This window comes from Lentibacter algarum (genome assembly GCF_018860975.1).
Classification (GTDB): domain Bacteria; phylum Pseudomonadota; class Alphaproteobacteria; order Rhodobacterales; family Rhodobacteraceae; genus Lentibacter; species Lentibacter algarum_A.
This window is the reverse complement of sequence record NZ_JAHKQI010000008.1, coordinates 537,187-552,957: the sequence shown is the minus strand read 5'-3', so window position 1 is coordinate 552,957 and position 15,771 is coordinate 537,187. Positions and strand designations below refer to the sequence as shown.

Annotated in this window: 16 protein-coding genes; 6 read left to right on the top strand and 10 right to left on the bottom strand. The window is 55.7% G+C overall.

Annotated features, from left to right (window positions below; all coding sequences use genetic code 11):
* Positions 1-4: 4 nt before the first annotated feature.
* The 7 genes from KO498_RS12055 to KO498_RS12025 form a co-directional block, all read right to left on the bottom strand.
* Positions 5-1,657, bottom strand: coding sequence for a glycosyltransferase family 4 protein (locus tag KO498_RS12055; protein WP_215960136.1), 1,653 nt, complete (start codon positions 1,655-1,657; stop codon positions 5-7).
* Positions 1,654-2,526: a 3-hydroxyisobutyrate dehydrogenase gene (mmsB, locus tag KO498_RS12050; RefSeq protein WP_215960135.1), complete on the bottom strand. Its 873-nt coding sequence runs from the start codon at positions 2,524-2,526 to the stop codon at positions 1,654-1,656. Before mmsB ends, KO498_RS12055 begins: the two co-directional genes overlap by 4 nt.
* Positions 2,527-2,541: 15 nt before the next feature.
* Positions 2,542-3,570: an enoyl-CoA hydratase/isomerase family protein gene (locus tag KO498_RS12045; protein ID WP_215960134.1), complete on the bottom strand. Its 1,029-nt coding sequence runs from the start codon at positions 3,568-3,570 to the stop codon at positions 2,542-2,544.
* Positions 3,567-4,712, bottom strand: a complete 1,146-nt coding sequence (locus KO498_RS12040) for an acyl-CoA dehydrogenase family protein (RefSeq protein ID WP_215960133.1) — start codon at positions 4,710-4,712, stop codon at positions 3,567-3,569. Before KO498_RS12040 ends, KO498_RS12045 begins: the two co-directional genes overlap by 4 nt.
* A gap of 117 nt (positions 4,713-4,829) precedes the next feature.
* Positions 4,830-5,963 carry a carboxylate-amine ligase gene (locus KO498_RS12035; protein WP_215960132.1) on the bottom strand — a complete coding sequence of 378 codons (1,134 nt, stop codon included), beginning with the start codon at positions 5,961-5,963 and terminating at the stop codon, positions 4,830-4,832.
* 42 nt (positions 5,964-6,005) lie between these two features.
* Positions 6,006-6,449 carry a hypothetical protein gene (locus KO498_RS12030; protein WP_215960131.1) on the bottom strand — a complete coding sequence of 148 codons (444 nt, stop codon included), beginning with the start codon at positions 6,447-6,449 and terminating at the stop codon, positions 6,006-6,008.
* A gap of 148 nt (positions 6,450-6,597) precedes the next feature.
* Entirely contained in the window at positions 6,598-8,097 is a 1,500-nt protein-coding gene (locus KO498_RS12025) for a CoA-acylating methylmalonate-semialdehyde dehydrogenase (protein ID WP_215960130.1), read from the bottom strand.
* Between the two features lie 136 nt (positions 8,098-8,233).
* On the opposite strand from KO498_RS12025, the gene KO498_RS12020 reads away from it, so the two are divergent.
* From KO498_RS12020 to coaD, 3 genes are all read left to right on the top strand, one after another.
* Positions 8,234-9,121, top strand: a complete 888-nt coding sequence (locus tag KO498_RS12020) for a LysR family transcriptional regulator (RefSeq protein ID WP_436835932.1) — start codon at positions 8,234-8,236, stop codon at positions 9,119-9,121.
* 46 nt (positions 9,122-9,167) lie between these two features.
* Entirely contained in the window at positions 9,168-9,602 is a 435-nt protein-coding gene (locus tag KO498_RS12015) for a CBS domain-containing protein (RefSeq protein WP_215960128.1), read from the top strand.
* Between the two features lie 102 nt (positions 9,603-9,704).
* Positions 9,705-10,202 (top strand): pantetheine-phosphate adenylyltransferase, encoded by a 498-nt coding sequence (gene coaD / locus KO498_RS12010; protein ID WP_215960127.1) that lies wholly within the window; start codon positions 9,705-9,707, stop codon positions 10,200-10,202.
* A gap of 3 nt (positions 10,203-10,205) precedes the next feature.
* Here coaD and KO498_RS12005 read toward each other — a convergent pair whose 3' ends face one another.
* Together KO498_RS12005 and gap are read right to left on the bottom strand one after the other, a co-directional pair.
* Positions 10,206-10,349, bottom strand: a complete 144-nt coding sequence (locus KO498_RS12005) for a hypothetical protein (RefSeq protein ID WP_215960126.1) — start codon at positions 10,347-10,349, stop codon at positions 10,206-10,208.
* Between the two features lie 79 nt (positions 10,350-10,428).
* Entirely contained in the window at positions 10,429-11,427 is a 999-nt protein-coding gene (gap, locus tag KO498_RS12000) for a type I glyceraldehyde-3-phosphate dehydrogenase (RefSeq protein ID WP_215960125.1), read from the bottom strand.
* A gap of 169 nt (positions 11,428-11,596) precedes the next feature.
* On the opposite strand from gap, the gene KO498_RS11995 reads away from it, so the two are divergent.
* Positions 11,597-12,553 carry a DUF808 domain-containing protein gene (locus KO498_RS11995; protein ID WP_215960124.1) on the top strand — a complete coding sequence of 319 codons (957 nt, stop codon included), beginning with the start codon at positions 11,597-11,599 and terminating at the stop codon, positions 12,551-12,553.
* A gap of 41 nt (positions 12,554-12,594) precedes the next feature.
* On the opposite strand, the gene tkt is transcribed toward KO498_RS11995, so the two are convergent.
* Complete coding sequence (tkt, locus tag KO498_RS11990; protein WP_215960123.1) at positions 12,595-14,613, bottom strand: transketolase; 2,019 nt, start codon at positions 14,611-14,613, stop codon at positions 12,595-12,597.
* A 214-nt stretch (positions 14,614-14,827) separates the two neighbouring features.
* Here tkt and KO498_RS11985 point away from each other — a divergent pair, with 214 nt between their 5' ends.
* Positions 14,828-15,319, top strand: coding sequence for a hypothetical protein (locus tag KO498_RS11985; protein ID WP_215960122.1), 492 nt, complete (start codon positions 14,828-14,830; stop codon positions 15,317-15,319).
* Entirely contained in the window at positions 15,319-15,720 is a 402-nt protein-coding gene (locus tag KO498_RS11980; RefSeq protein ID WP_215960121.1) for a cell division protein ZapA, read from the top strand. Before KO498_RS11985 ends, KO498_RS11980 begins: the two co-directional genes overlap by 1 nt.
* Positions 15,721-15,771: the final 51 nt, after the last annotated feature.

The following is a 15,771-nucleotide window of genomic DNA, read 5'->3' as shown; positions in this document are numbered from 1 at the left end:
AATCTTAAGCGCGCTTAAGATAGCCGTATTTGAGCAACCAAGCGTAGCAACGCTCAACTGTCAGCAAGTTAAACCTGAGCTGCTTGGCAATCTGCTCGGCATCGGCTCCGTCTGGCATTTCTTCGACTGCATCAAACACCTTTTGCAAGGTTTGCGGTTTTTCAAACGGGTTCTTCAGGGCGGTATACTGGCGCAGTTCAAACATTTCAGCGATGCTGACTGTGCAGGCTTGTGCAATGCAACGTCCGATACCCTTGGGCATCGTTTCACTCGGATAGGGGCCAAACAGCTTTGTCGGTGCGGGCGCTGCGGGGTTGGCTTTCAGGCCCTGAGCAACGGTGCCCAAACGCTGCCTGATCGCTGAAAGCTCCGCCCAGAGATCTTGATACTGAGGAATAATTTTTGACCAGTCATAAATGTCCAACGCGCGCTTTAGCCCTGCGGCTCCCATGCGCTTTCGAAGTTCGGCGTCGCGGGCCAGTGTCACAAAGGCTTGCGTCATTGCGGCCAAGTCAACTTCAGTCATCGCAGAAAGATTGTTGCCATATTGCGCATAACTCGTGCGCTTTGACAGATAAGACCAACCGTCGCCTCCGGTGTGCCGAGGGCCAAGCCCGCGCGTTGGGACGCGGATGCCGACATCATCTGTCACGGTATCGCGCATCCCGTCCCAGTCTGTCGTAACAACCGGAAGGCCGGCAGCCATCGCCTCGATCGGCGCGAGACCGAAGGTTTCTTGAATGTTATCAATGGGAAAGGTGAAAATGTCAGCGCCGGAAAGAGTTGCCCTGCGTGCGTTTTCGTCCTTGCCATCAAGCAGCGTGAAGCTGACCGAGGGCATCAGCGCCCTTGCGCCATCAACGAACACCTTTTGCGAGTGCTTATCTACATAGATGCCGCAAGCGACGAAGTGTAGCTTGCGCGTCGTTCCAAGCTCGGCCTGTGCTGCCTCGAGCGCCATGAACAGCGGGAAGGGGTCAAACTTTCCGTAAGGCGTTAGGCGCGACAGTGTCGCCACGACGATATCATTGCGCCCCCAACCTTTCTTGCCGCGCAACGCCTTACGGGCGCTGGCAACATGGGCGAAATCATCGCAGTTCAGCCCTAGCGGGATCACCGGCATTTGCGGACGCGGCGGCACCTTTCCAAAGCGCTCACGTTGAAATGCATCAATCATGTCAAGTTGGACATTCTGGCTCGCCTTGACGGCGTTCGATGTGCAGATCACCGCGTCCCATTCCATCTGCGGGGCATTTCGCAGATCGACCATACCCTGCATGACCGCGTTTGTTGCCGTCGTATGTGTAATGCCGCAAACCGCATAGGCAGCGGGCCCTAAGCTTTGCCGTCGCCAAAGCTCCGAAGCAAAATTGGGGGCGGGATAATAGACTGTTCCAACAGGAGAAATCTTGCGAGCATTGTGAAACGACGCGCGTCTTATAGGCTGATGCGCTCCGAAGCCCCGCATGGTCTCAGTAAAGCGTTTTCCGCCTCGTGGGCTTTCGCTCAGGCAAACAAACTCGTCGACATCAGCATGGCGCGCAAAGCCTTTGAGAAACGAAGCACCCGCAACGCGCCGTCCGTTTACGCCCTTGGTTTCGGGGTCGTAGCCGTCAACGGCATACCAGATAGCTGCGTTGCGGCGCGGGTCGCTCATGCGCGCCGGCGTTTTTCAAACCGTGGCAGCATTGCCGAGAAATCCTGGCCAAGCCCGTCTTCGTTTTCGACAAACTGCTCATAAAGCGCCATTGCGGCTTGTCCGAGTGGCGTGTCAGCGTCGGCGCTGTCAGCTGCTTGTTGTGACAAACGCAGGTCTTTGAGCATCAGCTCGGCAGCAAAACCGGGCTTGTAGCCGTTGTCAGCAGGGCTTTGTGGGCCAACGCCGGGGGCTGGGCAGTAAGCATTCATTGTCCAGCTATAGCCTGAAGAGGTGCTGACCACGTCAAACATTTTCTGCCGATCAAGGCCAAGTTTGTCAGCCAAAGCAAAGGCTTCGCAGGTGCCGATCATGGTGATGCCGAGGATCATATTGTTGCAGATTTTGGCCGCTTGGCCCGCTCCGGCCTCGCCACAATGCACGGCTTTTTGACCCATGATGTCAAACAATGGTGCAGCCAAAGCGAAGGCGGGTTCGGCACCACCGGCCATAAACGTAAGTGTACCGGCAGAGGCGCCAACTGTGCCGCCAGAGACCGGTGCATCAACGAAAAGAACGCCCGCCTTGTCAGCATTTTCGGCAACCGCGCGCGCGCTGTCGACATCAACTGTCGAGCAATCAACCAAAACTGCGCCAGCATGCATGCCGGGTAAGATTTCGGCCGCAACAGTGCGCAAGATGGCTCCGTTTGGAAGCATGGTAATCACCACGTCTTGGCCTTTGACAGCCTCAGCAGCAGAAGCGGACATGTTCACACCATCAAGCGTCACATCGGCCATGTCATATCCTGTGACGTCATGCCCGGCTTTCGCCAAGTTGACAGCCATAGGTGCGCCCATATTGCCCAGTCCGATAAATCCGATCTTCATTGCTGCGTCCTTTGTTCAGAATGTGAGTTCGAGTGCACCAAGCGGGGCCATCATTGCGTCGATGTCGGCTTGAGGCAATTCGCCCAGTTTGTGTTTCCATTTTGGTCTGCGGTCTTTGTCGATGATAGCGGCGCGAATGCCTTCAAGGAAGTCGCCATGCTCCATCGCCCGTGCTGTAAAGCGATACTCTAGTTTAAGCGCTTCGCGAATGTCGTTAACCCCGTGTAACAATAGCATCATCCTAAGCGTTACAGCCATCGCCAAAGGGGAGTTCCGCTGCACGGCCTTCAAGGCGCTGGCGGTAAGTTCATCACTCGAGGCTTCAAGCCGCGCGCAAATCTCGGTGAGATCGGCAGTGTTGAAGACATGGTCAATTTCATGCAATTGCGCATCAGATAGTCGGTCAGGCGCGGCTTTCGCAGCGGCGGTTAACAGCGACAAGTCAGCATTCTCTTCAAGCGCACTGATCAGCGCCGGCCACTTGTCTTCCGGAATATACATATCGGCAAATCCTGCGAGGATAGCATTGGCCGCGTTCATGCGGGCACCAGTGATGCCGAAGTAAGCTCCAAGTGCGTTCGGTGCGTTGGCAAGGATCAGAGAGCCACCGACATCAGGCACCAAGCCGATGCCACACTCAGGCATGGCGATCTGGCTGCTCGCACCAACAACCCTGTGCGAACCATGGCAGCCGACCCCCATACCTCCGCCCATTGTGAAACCCTGAAGAAATGATATGATAGGTTTATCATATGCTTGCAGCGCAAAGTTCATGCGATACTCATCGCGCCAGAACTGATGCCCGAAGGCATAGTCGCCTTGCTTGCCATTGTTGTAAAGGTCAGCAATATCGCCACCCGCCGAGAAAGCCTTGTCACCCACTGCGTCGATGAGAACGATCTCAACTGCAGTGTCGTTTCGCCATCGCTCAAGTGCCGCATGGATTTCCTTTACCATGCCATAAGTGATCGCATTCAGCGCTTTGGGCCGGTTCAAAGTGATCCGACCAGCTCGGCCCTGCGTTCTAACCAGAACCTCACTCATGAAGCGTCGGCGATCATTTGACGCGAAATGATCATCCGCATGATCTCGTTTGTGCCTTCCAGTATCTGGTGAACACGCAAATCACGCACGATTTTTTCGATACCATAATCAGCCAGGTACCCGTAGCCGCCATGCAACTGCAAACAGCCGTTGGCCACGTCAAACGCCGCATCTGTGACCATCAGCTTGGCCATAGCGCAGAACTTGCTGGCATCGGGTGCTTTGTTGTCCAGCTTCCAAGCCGCTTGCCGCAGGAAGGTGCGTGAAGCTTGTAACTTCGTTTCATACTCGGCGAGTCTGAATTGCAGCGCTTGAAACTGGTTGATAGTTTGGCCGAAGGCCTTGCGCTCACTCATATAAGCCATCGTCAGGTCAAGCGCGTTCTGCGCACCACCTAGGGCAGAAGCGGAAATGTTGAGACGGCCGCCATCAAGCCCCGCCATCGCGTAAGTGAAGCCGCGGCCTTCTTCACCGATCAGGTTGTCATGAGGCACGACACAGTCATCAAACTGTACTTGGGCAGTGGGTTGTGCACGCCAGCCCATTTTGTCCTCCAACGCACCAAAGCTGAGGCCGGCTGCGCCATCTTCGATCACCATTGCCGAGATGCCTTTTGGCCCGTCGTCGCCCGTGCGCACCATTGTAAGGTAGGCGTCAGAATAACCACCGCCCGAGATAAACGCCTTGGTGCCGTTGAGAACATAGCCCTCATTGGTCTTGTTGGCGCGGGTTTTCAATGCCGCAGCGTCCGAACCCGAGCCAGGTTCTGTTAGACAGTAGGAAAACACTTTTTCCATGCTACACAGGGCAGGGAGCCACTTCGCTTTGGTTTCCTCAGAGCCAAACTTGTCAATCATACCCCCGCACATGTTGTGGATCGACAAAAACGACCCAACTGCAGGGCAGGACATCGCCAAGGCCTCGAACACAAGCGTCGCATCAAGCCGTGAAAGCCCAGAGCCACCACTTTCTTCGGACACATAAAGACCGCCGAACCCAAGCTCGGCCAGCTTTGGCCACAAATCCTTAGGGATGGTTTCAGCGCGCTCCCATTCCTGAGCAAAAGGGGCGATGTGCTCTTCAGCAAACCCTTTTGCCATGTCAAAAATCAGGGTTTGTTCTTCACTCAGTGAGAAATCCATGCGCGGCTCCTTAGGTTGAAACGAGGGGTGGAATTGAACAACCGTTTAATTCGTAAATCTTACAGGAGTTTTGCAAGCCTGCAAGCCCGTCAGCATCGCCATACTGGCAGGTATTGCCTAAAGATCATAGTGGAACGCCTCGGTCAGATGTCTCACCATGTCTTGCAGAGCATCCTGTTTTGATTTTCCGTCAGACAGCGCAAGTTCATAGATGGCACGTTGTTCGTCAGCGGCGGTGCCACGCTTGGCAATAACGGCAGAATTTTCAACTTCCTGAACCGATTTCAGCGCCTCGGCATCCTCGGCAATTAGTGTGACGAGTTCGTCGATCAGCTCGGTGAAGGGCACTATTTTGCCTGCCCCGAAGTCGATAAGCCCTTCGCGCCCGCCATATCGCTGCGCGCGCCAGCGGTTTTCAGCGAGCAAAAAGTTGTCATACAGCCGCCAGCGTTGGTTGTTTTGTGACAGGCGCCACAGCATCCTCGTCAGAGCCTGCGTCAAAGCGGCGAGGGTCAGCGTGGTTTCAAGCCGGGGCGAGACATCACAAATTCGGCTCTCGATGGTCGGGTAACGAGAGGAGGGCCGCAGATCCCACCAGACCTTGGAGCTGTCCTCGATAACTCCGAGATCAACCAGCGCGTCTACCGAACGCTCAAAGCTGCCCCAACTGTTAAGCTTGGGCGGCAGGCCTGTGCGCGGCAGGTTGTCAAAAACAGTCAGGCGATAGCTTGACAGGCCTGTGTCTTCTCCTTGCCAGAACGGCGAGGAGCAGCTGAGCGCCAGAAGATGTGGCAAAAAATAGCTGAGCTGGTTCATCAGGTCGATGCGCTGGTCTTTCTTTTCGATTCCGACATGCACGTGCATGCCGCATATCAGCATCCTGCGCACGACGCCTGCTAAGTCAGCCTTGAGGCTGTTGTAGCGCCTTTTGTCTGTGTGTTGCTGGTCTCGCCAGTCAGAAAACGGATGGCAGGAGGCAGCGATCGGCGCGAGGTTAAACTCACCGGCAATTGTCGCTACAGTGCTGCGTAGATTTCGCAGATCCTCACGCGCTTCGGCGATCGTGCGGCAAACCTTGGAGCCAATCTCGACCTGACAGTTAAGAAATTCCGGGCTGAACTGCCCCTCTAGCGCGGCGCTGCATTTGTTCATCAACGCTTCAGGCGCTTCTGCCAATGCAAAGCTGTCTTTATCTACCAGCAGGTATTCTTCTTCGATACCAATGGTGAAGTCAGGGATATCGCGTGTCATGGCACCTCACAATCGTGCTTAATTCAGCACAAAAATGTGAGGTCAGGCAAGCCGGTGCCTATCTTCAACCGATATCTCGGCGATAAGAGTTTCCAGACTGTCGTGTTTGAGGCCGACAGATTCGATGGCGGTGCCTTCGTCGCAAGCAATTTCGAGCTCGAAATCGATACGCTCGTCCAGCAGTGTTTGATACATGCGGGCAAAACCAAATTGCAGTTCGTTTCGAACAAGCAGCACGAGTTTGCGACATCTGGGCAACTCGCGAAAAACCAGAGCCTTTCTCGCGGCTACACCGAAAACGTTGCGAAAGCTGAGTTCGGAAGCGTCAGCCGCGCCGCAATCAACAACAATGAACTTTGGCCCGGCATTGTTGGCGGTGGCTGCAAACTGCGTCAGCGAGGCGGTGCCGTCCATCAAAGTCGCGTCATGCGGGTACCGCACGATAAGCAAGTCGTAGGTTGCACTTTGAAACAGCTCGAATGTCATATTCGCTCTTTGCTTGTGACAATTGAAACAAGTCTGTGTAGGCGAAATAGCTAAGGTGGTTTACCGAATAAAAGTAAACCTGATCAACCTATGGCAAAAAGCTCCCGAACTCAAGCACTTGGCCGAAGTTCGGGAGCAAGAAGGCAATCTAGTCCATCGGTTTGAAGTTGAATTCTCCGCCTTCTTTGATGCCCGACGGCCAGCGCGAAGTAACGGTTTTTGTGCGTGTGTAGAACTTGAAGGCGTCAGGCCCGTGCTGGTTCAAGTCACCAAAGACGGACTTTTTCCAGCCGCCAAACGTGTGGTAAGCCAGCGGCACAGGAATTGGCACGTTGATACCGATCATGCCAACGTTAACGCGCGCCGCAAAGTCACGAGCTGCGTCGCCATCACGCGTAAAGATCGCGGTGCCGTTGCCCATCTCGTGGTCCATCGCCAACTTGAGCGCTTCTTCATAGGAGGCCGCGCGCACGGTGCTCAGAACCGGCCCGAAGATCTCTTTCTGGTAAATCTCCATATCTGGTGTGACACGGTCAAACAGGTGTGGCCCAACAAAGAAGCCGTCCTCATAGCCCTGCAAGTTAAAGTCACGACCGTCAACAACCAGCTCGGCGCCCTGGTCAACACCGGTCTGCACGAGGCGCAGGATGTTTTCTTTCGCCGCTGATGTCACAACAGGGCCGTAATCAACGTCATTGCCCGAAGTATATGGCCCGACTTTGAGCTTTTCGATGCGTGGCACCAGCTTTTCGATGAGCTTGTCGGCGGTCTCTTCACCAACCGGCACAGCAACCGAGATCGCCATGCAGCGCTCGCCAGCCGCGCCATAACCCGCGCCGATAAGCGCATCAGCGGCGAGGTCAAGGTCGGCATCCGGCATGATGATCATGTGGTTCTTCGCGCCGCCAAAGCACTGCACGCGCTTGCCCTGTGAGCACCCGGTGCCGTAGATATACTCGGCGATCGGGGTTGAACCAACAAAGCCAACCGACTGGATCGTGTCATTATACAAGATCGCATCAACCGCTTCCTTGTCACCGTTCACCACTTGCAAAACGCCTTTTGGCAGTCCGGCTTCTTCCATCAATTCAGCCAGCATCAAAGGCACCGAGGGGTCGCGCTCGCTTGGCTTGAGGATAAACGCATTTCCGCAAGCAATCGCGGGGGCGAACATCCACATCGGGATCATCGCAGGGAAGTTGAACGGGGTGATGCCTGCCGAAACGCCGAGCGGCTGACGCATTGAATACATGTCAATGCCCGGGCCAGCACCGTCGGTGTAGTCGCCCTTAAGCAGTTCAGGTGCACCAACGCAATACTCAACAACTTCAAGACCGCGCTGCACGTCACCGGCGGCGTCAGGCAGGGTTTTGCCGTGCTCGCGTGACAGCGCTTCTGCGAGCTTGTCCATGTCGCGGTTCAGGAGCGAGACGAACTTCATCATCACGCGCCCGCGGCGCTGCGGGTTGGTCGCGGCCCAAGCAGGCTGTGCCGCAGCAGCGATTTCAACAGCGGCGTCAAGTTCGGCCTTTGACGCGAGCGGTGCTTTGGCCTGCACTTCACCGGTTGCGGGGTTGTAAACATCGGCAAATCGGCCTGACGTGCCCTTAACATGCGCGCCATTAATGTAATGTGTGAGTTCTTGCATCTTATCCTCCAACTAGATTCTGGTTCACTTGCAGGCACAATAGCCTTGCATTAATGCGCTGAACAGAGGCAGGTTGGCAAAGGAAGCTTTGCAAAAATGCAATATGAGGCAAGACGTGGCGCCGAACTGGAACGACATGAAGACATTTCTCGCGGTCGCCCGCGTCGAAACCCTCTCGGGGGCAGGGGCCTTGTTACGGGCTGATCCCGCCACTGTCGGGCGCCGTATCGCTCGGCTAGAGAGTTCGCTCGGCTATGTATTGTTCACCAAATCACCGCAGGGCTACGTGCTTACAGCCGAGGGCCAACAACTTTTGCCCCATGCCGCCAAACTCGAGCTCACAATGCGCGAAGCAGACGAGGCCCTGCGTGGCAAAGCCCATGAGCTAACCGGCCAGATCCGCCTCGGCGCACCTGATGGCAGTGCTAACTTCTTATTGCCGCAGGTTTGTGCGAATATCGCTGCCAACAATCCGGGTCTTGAAATCCAGATCGTCGCTTTGCCGCGTATCTTCAATCTTTCCAAGCGCGAAGCCGACATGGCACTCTCCGTCAGTCGCCCCGACGCGCGTCGATTGGTTGTGCAGAAAGTGACCGACTACAATTTGCATCTCGCCGCAGCCGATAGTTATCTTGCGCAGCGCCCGAAAATCGAAACGCTGGAAGACCTGCGTGATCACCGGATTATCGGCTACATTCCCGAGATGATCTTTGACAAAGAACTCGACTATCTTAGCGGTTCGGCATTCGAGCGTGCTGCTCTGGCGTCAAACTCGGTGTCTGTGCAGTTGCAATTCATACGACAGGGCGGAGGCGTCGGGGTTGTACACGACTTCGCCTTGCCAGCCGTTGAGGGGGTGTCCAAACTGCTTACCGAAGCCTTCAGTCTCACCCGCAGCTTTTACCTTATCCGCCACGAAGACGACCAAGGCGTCGCCCGTCTGACACGATTTGCCGAGTTACTCACCAGAGGCCTGCGTGAGGAAGTTGCCCGTTTGGAAGCCCAAACAGTCGCATCTGCTTGACAGAAGGCAAGTGGCGCGCAACCCTAGGCTCAAACGGAGGATCAAAATGCTCGTTCAACAAATTCTAAAGTCAAAAGGCGACGCGCCAGTCATCACCATCAGGAAAGATGTCCCGATAGCGGAAGCCGCAAACCTGTTGGCCGAGCGGCGGATCGGTGGTCTGATCGTCTCTAAAGACGGTAAGGCGGTTCAAGGCATTCTTTCGGAACGTGACATCGTGCGGTCTTTGGCGTTGCGCGGAGCCGTCTGCCTGAAAGAAACCGCAGCAGATTTGATGACGCGCAATCCGGTGTCTTGCACCACTGATGAAACGACCGACAGTGTTTTGCAAAAAATGACAGCCGGGCGCTTCCGGCATATGCCCGTGGTCGACGATGGCGTTCTCGTTGGAATCGTTACAATCGGAGATGTCGTAAAAGCGCGGCTAGAAGAATTGGCGATGGAAAAAGATGCACTCCAAGGCATGATTATGGGGCATTAACTGTCTTCCAGATGGCCTCGTCACGATAGCGACCTTGTGTCTTCTATCAATATGTAGCATTGCAACGTAACAATCTTTCGTCCCAAACACATGAGGCTCGACATGCGCATTGGTCTTTACCCCGGCACTTTTGATCCCGTCACTTTGGGCCACATTGGTATCCTCAAACGTGCAGCTGTGCTTGTTGACAGGCTGGTGATCGGCGTCGCTATCAACCGTGACAAAGGCCCGTTGTTCTCTCTCGAAGAACGCGTCGCAATGCTCGAAGAAGAATGTGTAAACCTGACGAAGGAAACCGGCACCGAGATCGTTGTTCACCCGTTTGAAAACCTGCTCATTCACTGCGCAAGAGATGTCGGTGCGCAAACAATCGTGCGCGGCCTGCGTGCTCTAACCGATTTTGAGTATGAATTTCAGATGGTTGGTATGAACCGTGCCATGGAGAGCAAAATCGAAACAGTGTTCCTGATGGCCGATCTCAACCACCAAGCGATCGCTTCACGCTTGGTGAAAGAGATTGCGCGTCTCGATGGCGATATCACCAAGTTCGTTACGCCTCATGTTAAACAACGATTGCTTGAACGCCTCGGCAAGGTCTGAAACCTAACGCCAGAATGCCAGCCATTCGGTTAACGCTGCGAACTTTCGCAGCAAAAACACCAACGCGTCCCATTGGTTCAAAAAACCGTCAAGGCAGAGCAAAGACAGGATTACCAATCCAAGGACAATCGCGATTTGGGTATTCATGCCTGCAGCCTCAAAAAGAAATGCTCCCGTGAGATATGACTCACGGGAGTTAATTTCGCAAGAATGATAGCGCTTGGCCCTACAGGCGGCCCATCATCACGGCAACATCGGCCATGCGGCAGCTAAAGCCCCACTCGTTGTCATACCAAGCCAGCACCCGCACCAAGCGGCCACCAACAACTCGCGTCTGAGCCGGGGCAAATATCGAGCTTTCTTCCGACTTGTTGAAATCAACAGACACCAAGGGTGCTTCTTCGTAGCCGAGAACACCTTTCATCGGCCCGCTCGCCGCCGCTTTCATGATCTCGTTTATGTCTTCTGCTGTCACGTCTTTGCCCGCTGTGAACGTCAGGTCAACTGCGCTTACGTTCGGTGTCGGAACCCGAATGGCCGAGCCGTCAAGCTTGCCCGCCAGCTCTGGCAGAACCTCACCCAGTGCCTTAGCAGCTCCGGTGGATGTCGGGATCATGCTCATCGCAGCGGCACGGGCGCGGTATAGGTCTTTGTGACGGCGGTCTAGCGTCGGTTGATCGCCTGTGTAAGAGTGTATGGTCGTCATGATGCCGCTCTCGATGCCCACGGCATCGTTCAGAACCTTGGCGACAGGCGCGAGGCAATTGGTTGTGCATGAGCCGTTGGAAATCATGTTGTGTTCAGGCAAAAGCGCCGCGTCGTTCACACCATAGACGATGGTTTTGTCCACGTTTTTACCCGGCGCCGACAGCAAAACCTTCTTGGCACCGCGCTCAAGGTGCGCTTTGGCCTTTTCGCCGTCGTTAAACTTGCCCGTGCATTCCAAAACAACATCAACGCCTGACCAGTCAAGCTCGTCCATGTTGTAGGTCGAGAACATCTCCATCTCGCCGGCGCCAAGGTCCATCATCCGATCACCAGTCTTCACCTCGTTCGGAAAGCGGCCATGCACAGAATCGTATTTGATCAGATGCGCCGCAGTTTCGAGAGGGCCGGTGGCGTTTACCTTCACAACCTTCACATCATCACGCCCCGAGGCGGCAATGTGTGACAAGGTGCAGCGGCCGATACGGCCAAATCCGTTAATGCCAACTGTGATGGCCATGTCTGATCTCCTGATGCGAATGTCTTTGCAGCCTCATATCCTTCACATCGTCTTTCTGGAAGGGGGCTGGCTTGAATTGAACACCGTTTTTGTCCATGTTAGCGATAAACTTGCGCCGATTTTAAGTTGTGAAAATCTTGTTGGCGCTAACAGTGCGGAAAGGCCATACATGAGCGGATTGATTGCCCTGCTAGACGACGTCGCGGCCTTGGCCAAAGTTGCTGCTGCGTCAGTTGATGACGTTGCCGCACAAGCGCTCAAAGCAGGGTCCAAAGCCGCGGGCGCGGTGATAGACGATGCCGCTGTTGCCCCGAAGTATGTGCAGGGTTTTGAAGCGAACCGCGAGTTGCCGATCATCTGGAAGATCGCCAAAGGCTCGATGGTCAACAAACTGGTGTTCCTGTTGCCCGCCGGCCTCGCGCTCAATGCCTTCGCTCCCTGGCTCATTTCACCTTTGCTTATGCTTGGTGGCGCCTATCTCTGTTTTGAAGGCGCCGAGAAGATCGCGCAGGCAATTGGCCTTGTTGATGCACATCACACCACCGAACCCGAAACCGAAATTGATGATCCCGCTCACCTTGAAGAACAAAAGGCCGCCGGAGCCATCAAGACAGATTTCATTCTCTCGGCTGAAATCATGACAATCTCGCTTGCCGCCATACCGCCGAGCACATTCTGGATGGAAGCCGCAACACTCGCCGCTGTAGCCGTGCTGATAACAGTCGTCGTCTACGGGGCAGTTGCTCTGATCGTCAAAGCCGATGATGTCGGGCTGCACATGGCACAACGCGGACGCCTTCGCGTCACTCGTGGTTTCGGGGAGGGCGTTGTGAAGGCGATGCCCGGCCTGTTGCATGCGCTCACGATCATCGGAACCGCCGCAATGCTCTGGGTGGGGGGCTCGATCATCATTCATGGGGCGCATGAACTGGGCTGGCATCTACCGTATGAGTGGATAGCGCAACAAGCCAAGACACTTGCCACGCTGATCGGTGGGCCGGTTGACGCCATCAAATGGGTGTTTACGGCGGCTATGGATGGCGTGTTTGGCCTCGCGCTCGGCCTTTTGCTTGTGCCTGTCGGCCTCAAGTTGATCACCCCGCTTTGGCGCAGAGTCGCAGGGTGATAGGCGAGGGGCCGTAGCCCCTCGCACGTGGTTTTACGCCCTTACAGCAGGCTGCGGACTTTTTCGGCAACTGCCGCAGCAGTGATCCCGAACTTCTCGTAAAGCACCTCGGCCGGAGCCGAAGCGCCAAAGCCTTCCATACCGACAAACGCAGCCTTGTTGGACTTACCGCGCTCACCGGTGAGCCATTTGTCCCAGCCAGATTGGCAACCGGCCTCAACTGCGACCCGAACTGGCCCTCCCGGCAGAACACGTTTGCGCACAGCTTCTTCTTGTTGCTCAAACAGCTCCCAGCAGGGCATTGAAACGACCCGCGTGCCAATTCCGCTTTCCTGCAACAAATCGCGCGCCGCCAGTGCAATAGACACTTCCGAGCCCGTCGCCATGATGATCGCCTGCCGCTTGCCGTCAGCATCAGCCAAAACATAGGCGCCTTGCGCTGTCATGTTCTTGTTCTTGTGCTCAAGGCGCACGGTCGGCAGCCCTTGGCGTGTCAGAGACAGAACTGAAGGCACATCTTTGCTGCTCAAGGCAATTTCCCAAGCTTCCGCAGTTTCCACCGTGTCAGCGGGGCGGAAGGTGTAGCTGTTGGGGGTGGCGCGGCAAATCGCGAGGTGCTCGACAGGCTGGTGTGTTGGCCCATCTTCGCCCACACCAATGCTATCGTGGGTCATCACAAACACAGTCGGAATACCCATCAAGGCGGCGAGGCGCATCGACGGGCGTGCATAGTCGGTGAACGTAAAGAATGTGCCGCCATAAGGGCGGATACCACCGTGCAGCACCATGCCGTTCATCGCCGCGGCCATGCCGTGCTCGCGAATACCATAGTAAACATAGCGCCCACCGCGGTTGTCGACATCAAAAATGCCAAGATCGCCGGTTTTGGTGTTGTTGGAGCCTGTCAGGTCAGCCGAACCGCCAACAGTCTCCGGCATGATCGGGTTCACGACTTCAAGCACTGTTTCAGATGATTTGCGCGTCGCCATCTTCGGTGCGCCTTCTGAAATCTGCTTTTTCAGCGCCTTAATGGTTGCTGACAGCTTCTTAGGCACTTCCAAGGCGTAAGCGCGGGTGAAGTCGGCCTGCTTTCGGCCCGAGATACCTTCAAAACGCGCCTCCCATGCAGCCCGCTCTTCAGCACCGCGCGCGCCAATGGCTTCCCATTCGGCCTTGATTGCCTTGGGGATATCAAACGGCCCTGTTGTCCAGCCATAGGCCTTCTTGGCGGCGGCCATCTGGTCGGCATCCGTCAAAGCGCCGTGGCCTTTTGAAGTGTCCTGCGCCGCGTGGCCAAGGGCGATGTGTGTTTTGCACGCAATCATGCTCGGCTTGCCGCCGGCACTTTTGGCCTTAACAATCGCGGCATCAATGGCCTCAGGGTCGTGTCCGTCGATCTCGATCACTTGCCAGCCGGCAGCTTTGAAGCGTTGCACCTGATCGGTGCGGTCAGAAAGCGAAACCCTACCATCAATAGTGATGTCGTTGTTGTCCCAGAACACGATCAACTTGCTCAGTTGGTGACGTCCGGCAAGGCCAATGGCCTCATGGCTTATGCCTTCCATAAGGCAGCCATCGCCAGCGATCACATAAGTGTGGTGGTCAACAACCTTCTTGCCATAATGCGCACGCTGGATCTCTTCGGCCATCGCGAAACCAACCGCATTCGCAATGCCTTGCCCAAGCGGGCCGGTTGTCGTTTCAATGCCCTTTGCATGGCCGTACTCAGGGTGCCCGGCCGTAATCGCGCCCCATTGGCGGAAGTTTTTGATTTGCTCAAGCGTCATGTCTTCGTAACCGGTGAGGTGCAGAAGCGAATACAGCAACATCGAGCCGTGACCAGCCGACAGGATAAAGCGGTCACGATCAGGCCAGTCGGGTGCTTTGGCATCAAACTTGAGGTGCTTCTCAAACAGGACAGTCGCGACGTCGGCCATGCCCATCGGCATGCCGGAGTGTCCCGAATTGGCGGCGGCAACCGCGTCAAGAGTCAGCGTGCGAATGGCGGCAGCGCGCATCCAGTGATCAGGGTGAGATTGGCGAAGAGCAGCAATGTCCAAGGGGTCGTCCTCATGTTTGCAGGTGTTAGATTTGGCAGTAAAACGCACAGGCTGAATACCAGCCCTAGATAAGAAGGCAACTGCGCTTTCTGCCTGTAGGGTGCACAAAACCTGAAAGATCGCCTAAACTCAGGTGATTGGAGGCCGAACTTGCACCAGAATGATTCGTCTGTAAGAGTGCAAAACAGGCTTAATGCAGAGCGGGGCATGACTTATGAGTGACATCAACGAACTGGAGCGGCGCATAACCTCCGCGCTTGAACGGATCGGTAAGAGCGTCGAAACATACGAAAGTGGAGCTGCCGTCGATACGGCTGAACTGGATGCTTTGAAGGCTGCACTGGAGGATGAAAAGCTTGTGAGCGGGCAACTTGAAGAGCGCAACAAGAAGCTCCACGCCAAGCTTGAGGTGCAGACAGCAGAGCTTGCAGGGGAGCTCGAAACCCAGCGTATGGCGACCGCCAAACTCGACATGGAAATGCAACGCATGCGCGCCGCCAACGAGCAGTTGCGCACCTCGAACGCGGCCCTGCGCGAAGCCAATGAACGTGGGGTAGGTGAACCGCACCTCATTAACAAAGCCATGCTGGCAGAGCTTGAAGGGCTGCGCGCTGCGCGGGCCGTTGATCAGGCCGAAGCGGGCGCTGTCGTTGAAACCATCAACACCTTGCTGACACAAGCGGCCCAAGCCGAGGAGAGTGCCTGATGCCTGAGATCGAAATCAAAATCGGCGGCCGCAGCTTTGAAGTTGCCTGCCAGGAGGGCGAAGAGCACTACCTGCAAAGCGCTGCTGCAATGCTTGATATTGAAGCCAGTACGTTGACCGAACAGATAGGTCGCTTGCCCGAGCCACGCATGTTGCTGATGGCTGGGCTTATGTTGGCTGACAAAACGGCTGGCCTTGAAGACAAGCTCAACTCACGTGACGGGCGCATAACCGAGCTCGAAAACGAGATCGCGCGCCTTAGCGCCATGCCAGCGCCGGCTGCCGAACGCGTCGAAGTTCCGGTTGTTCCGGCAGGGTTGCAAGACAGTCTGGCCGAACTGGCGGCCCGCGCTGAATCTGTCGCCGGTGATCTTGAAGAGCGGCTCGGATCGGGAGCCTGAGCCGCTGCCTGATGAGGATAATTTCAACTGAATGCGCTTGCGGTGATTTTT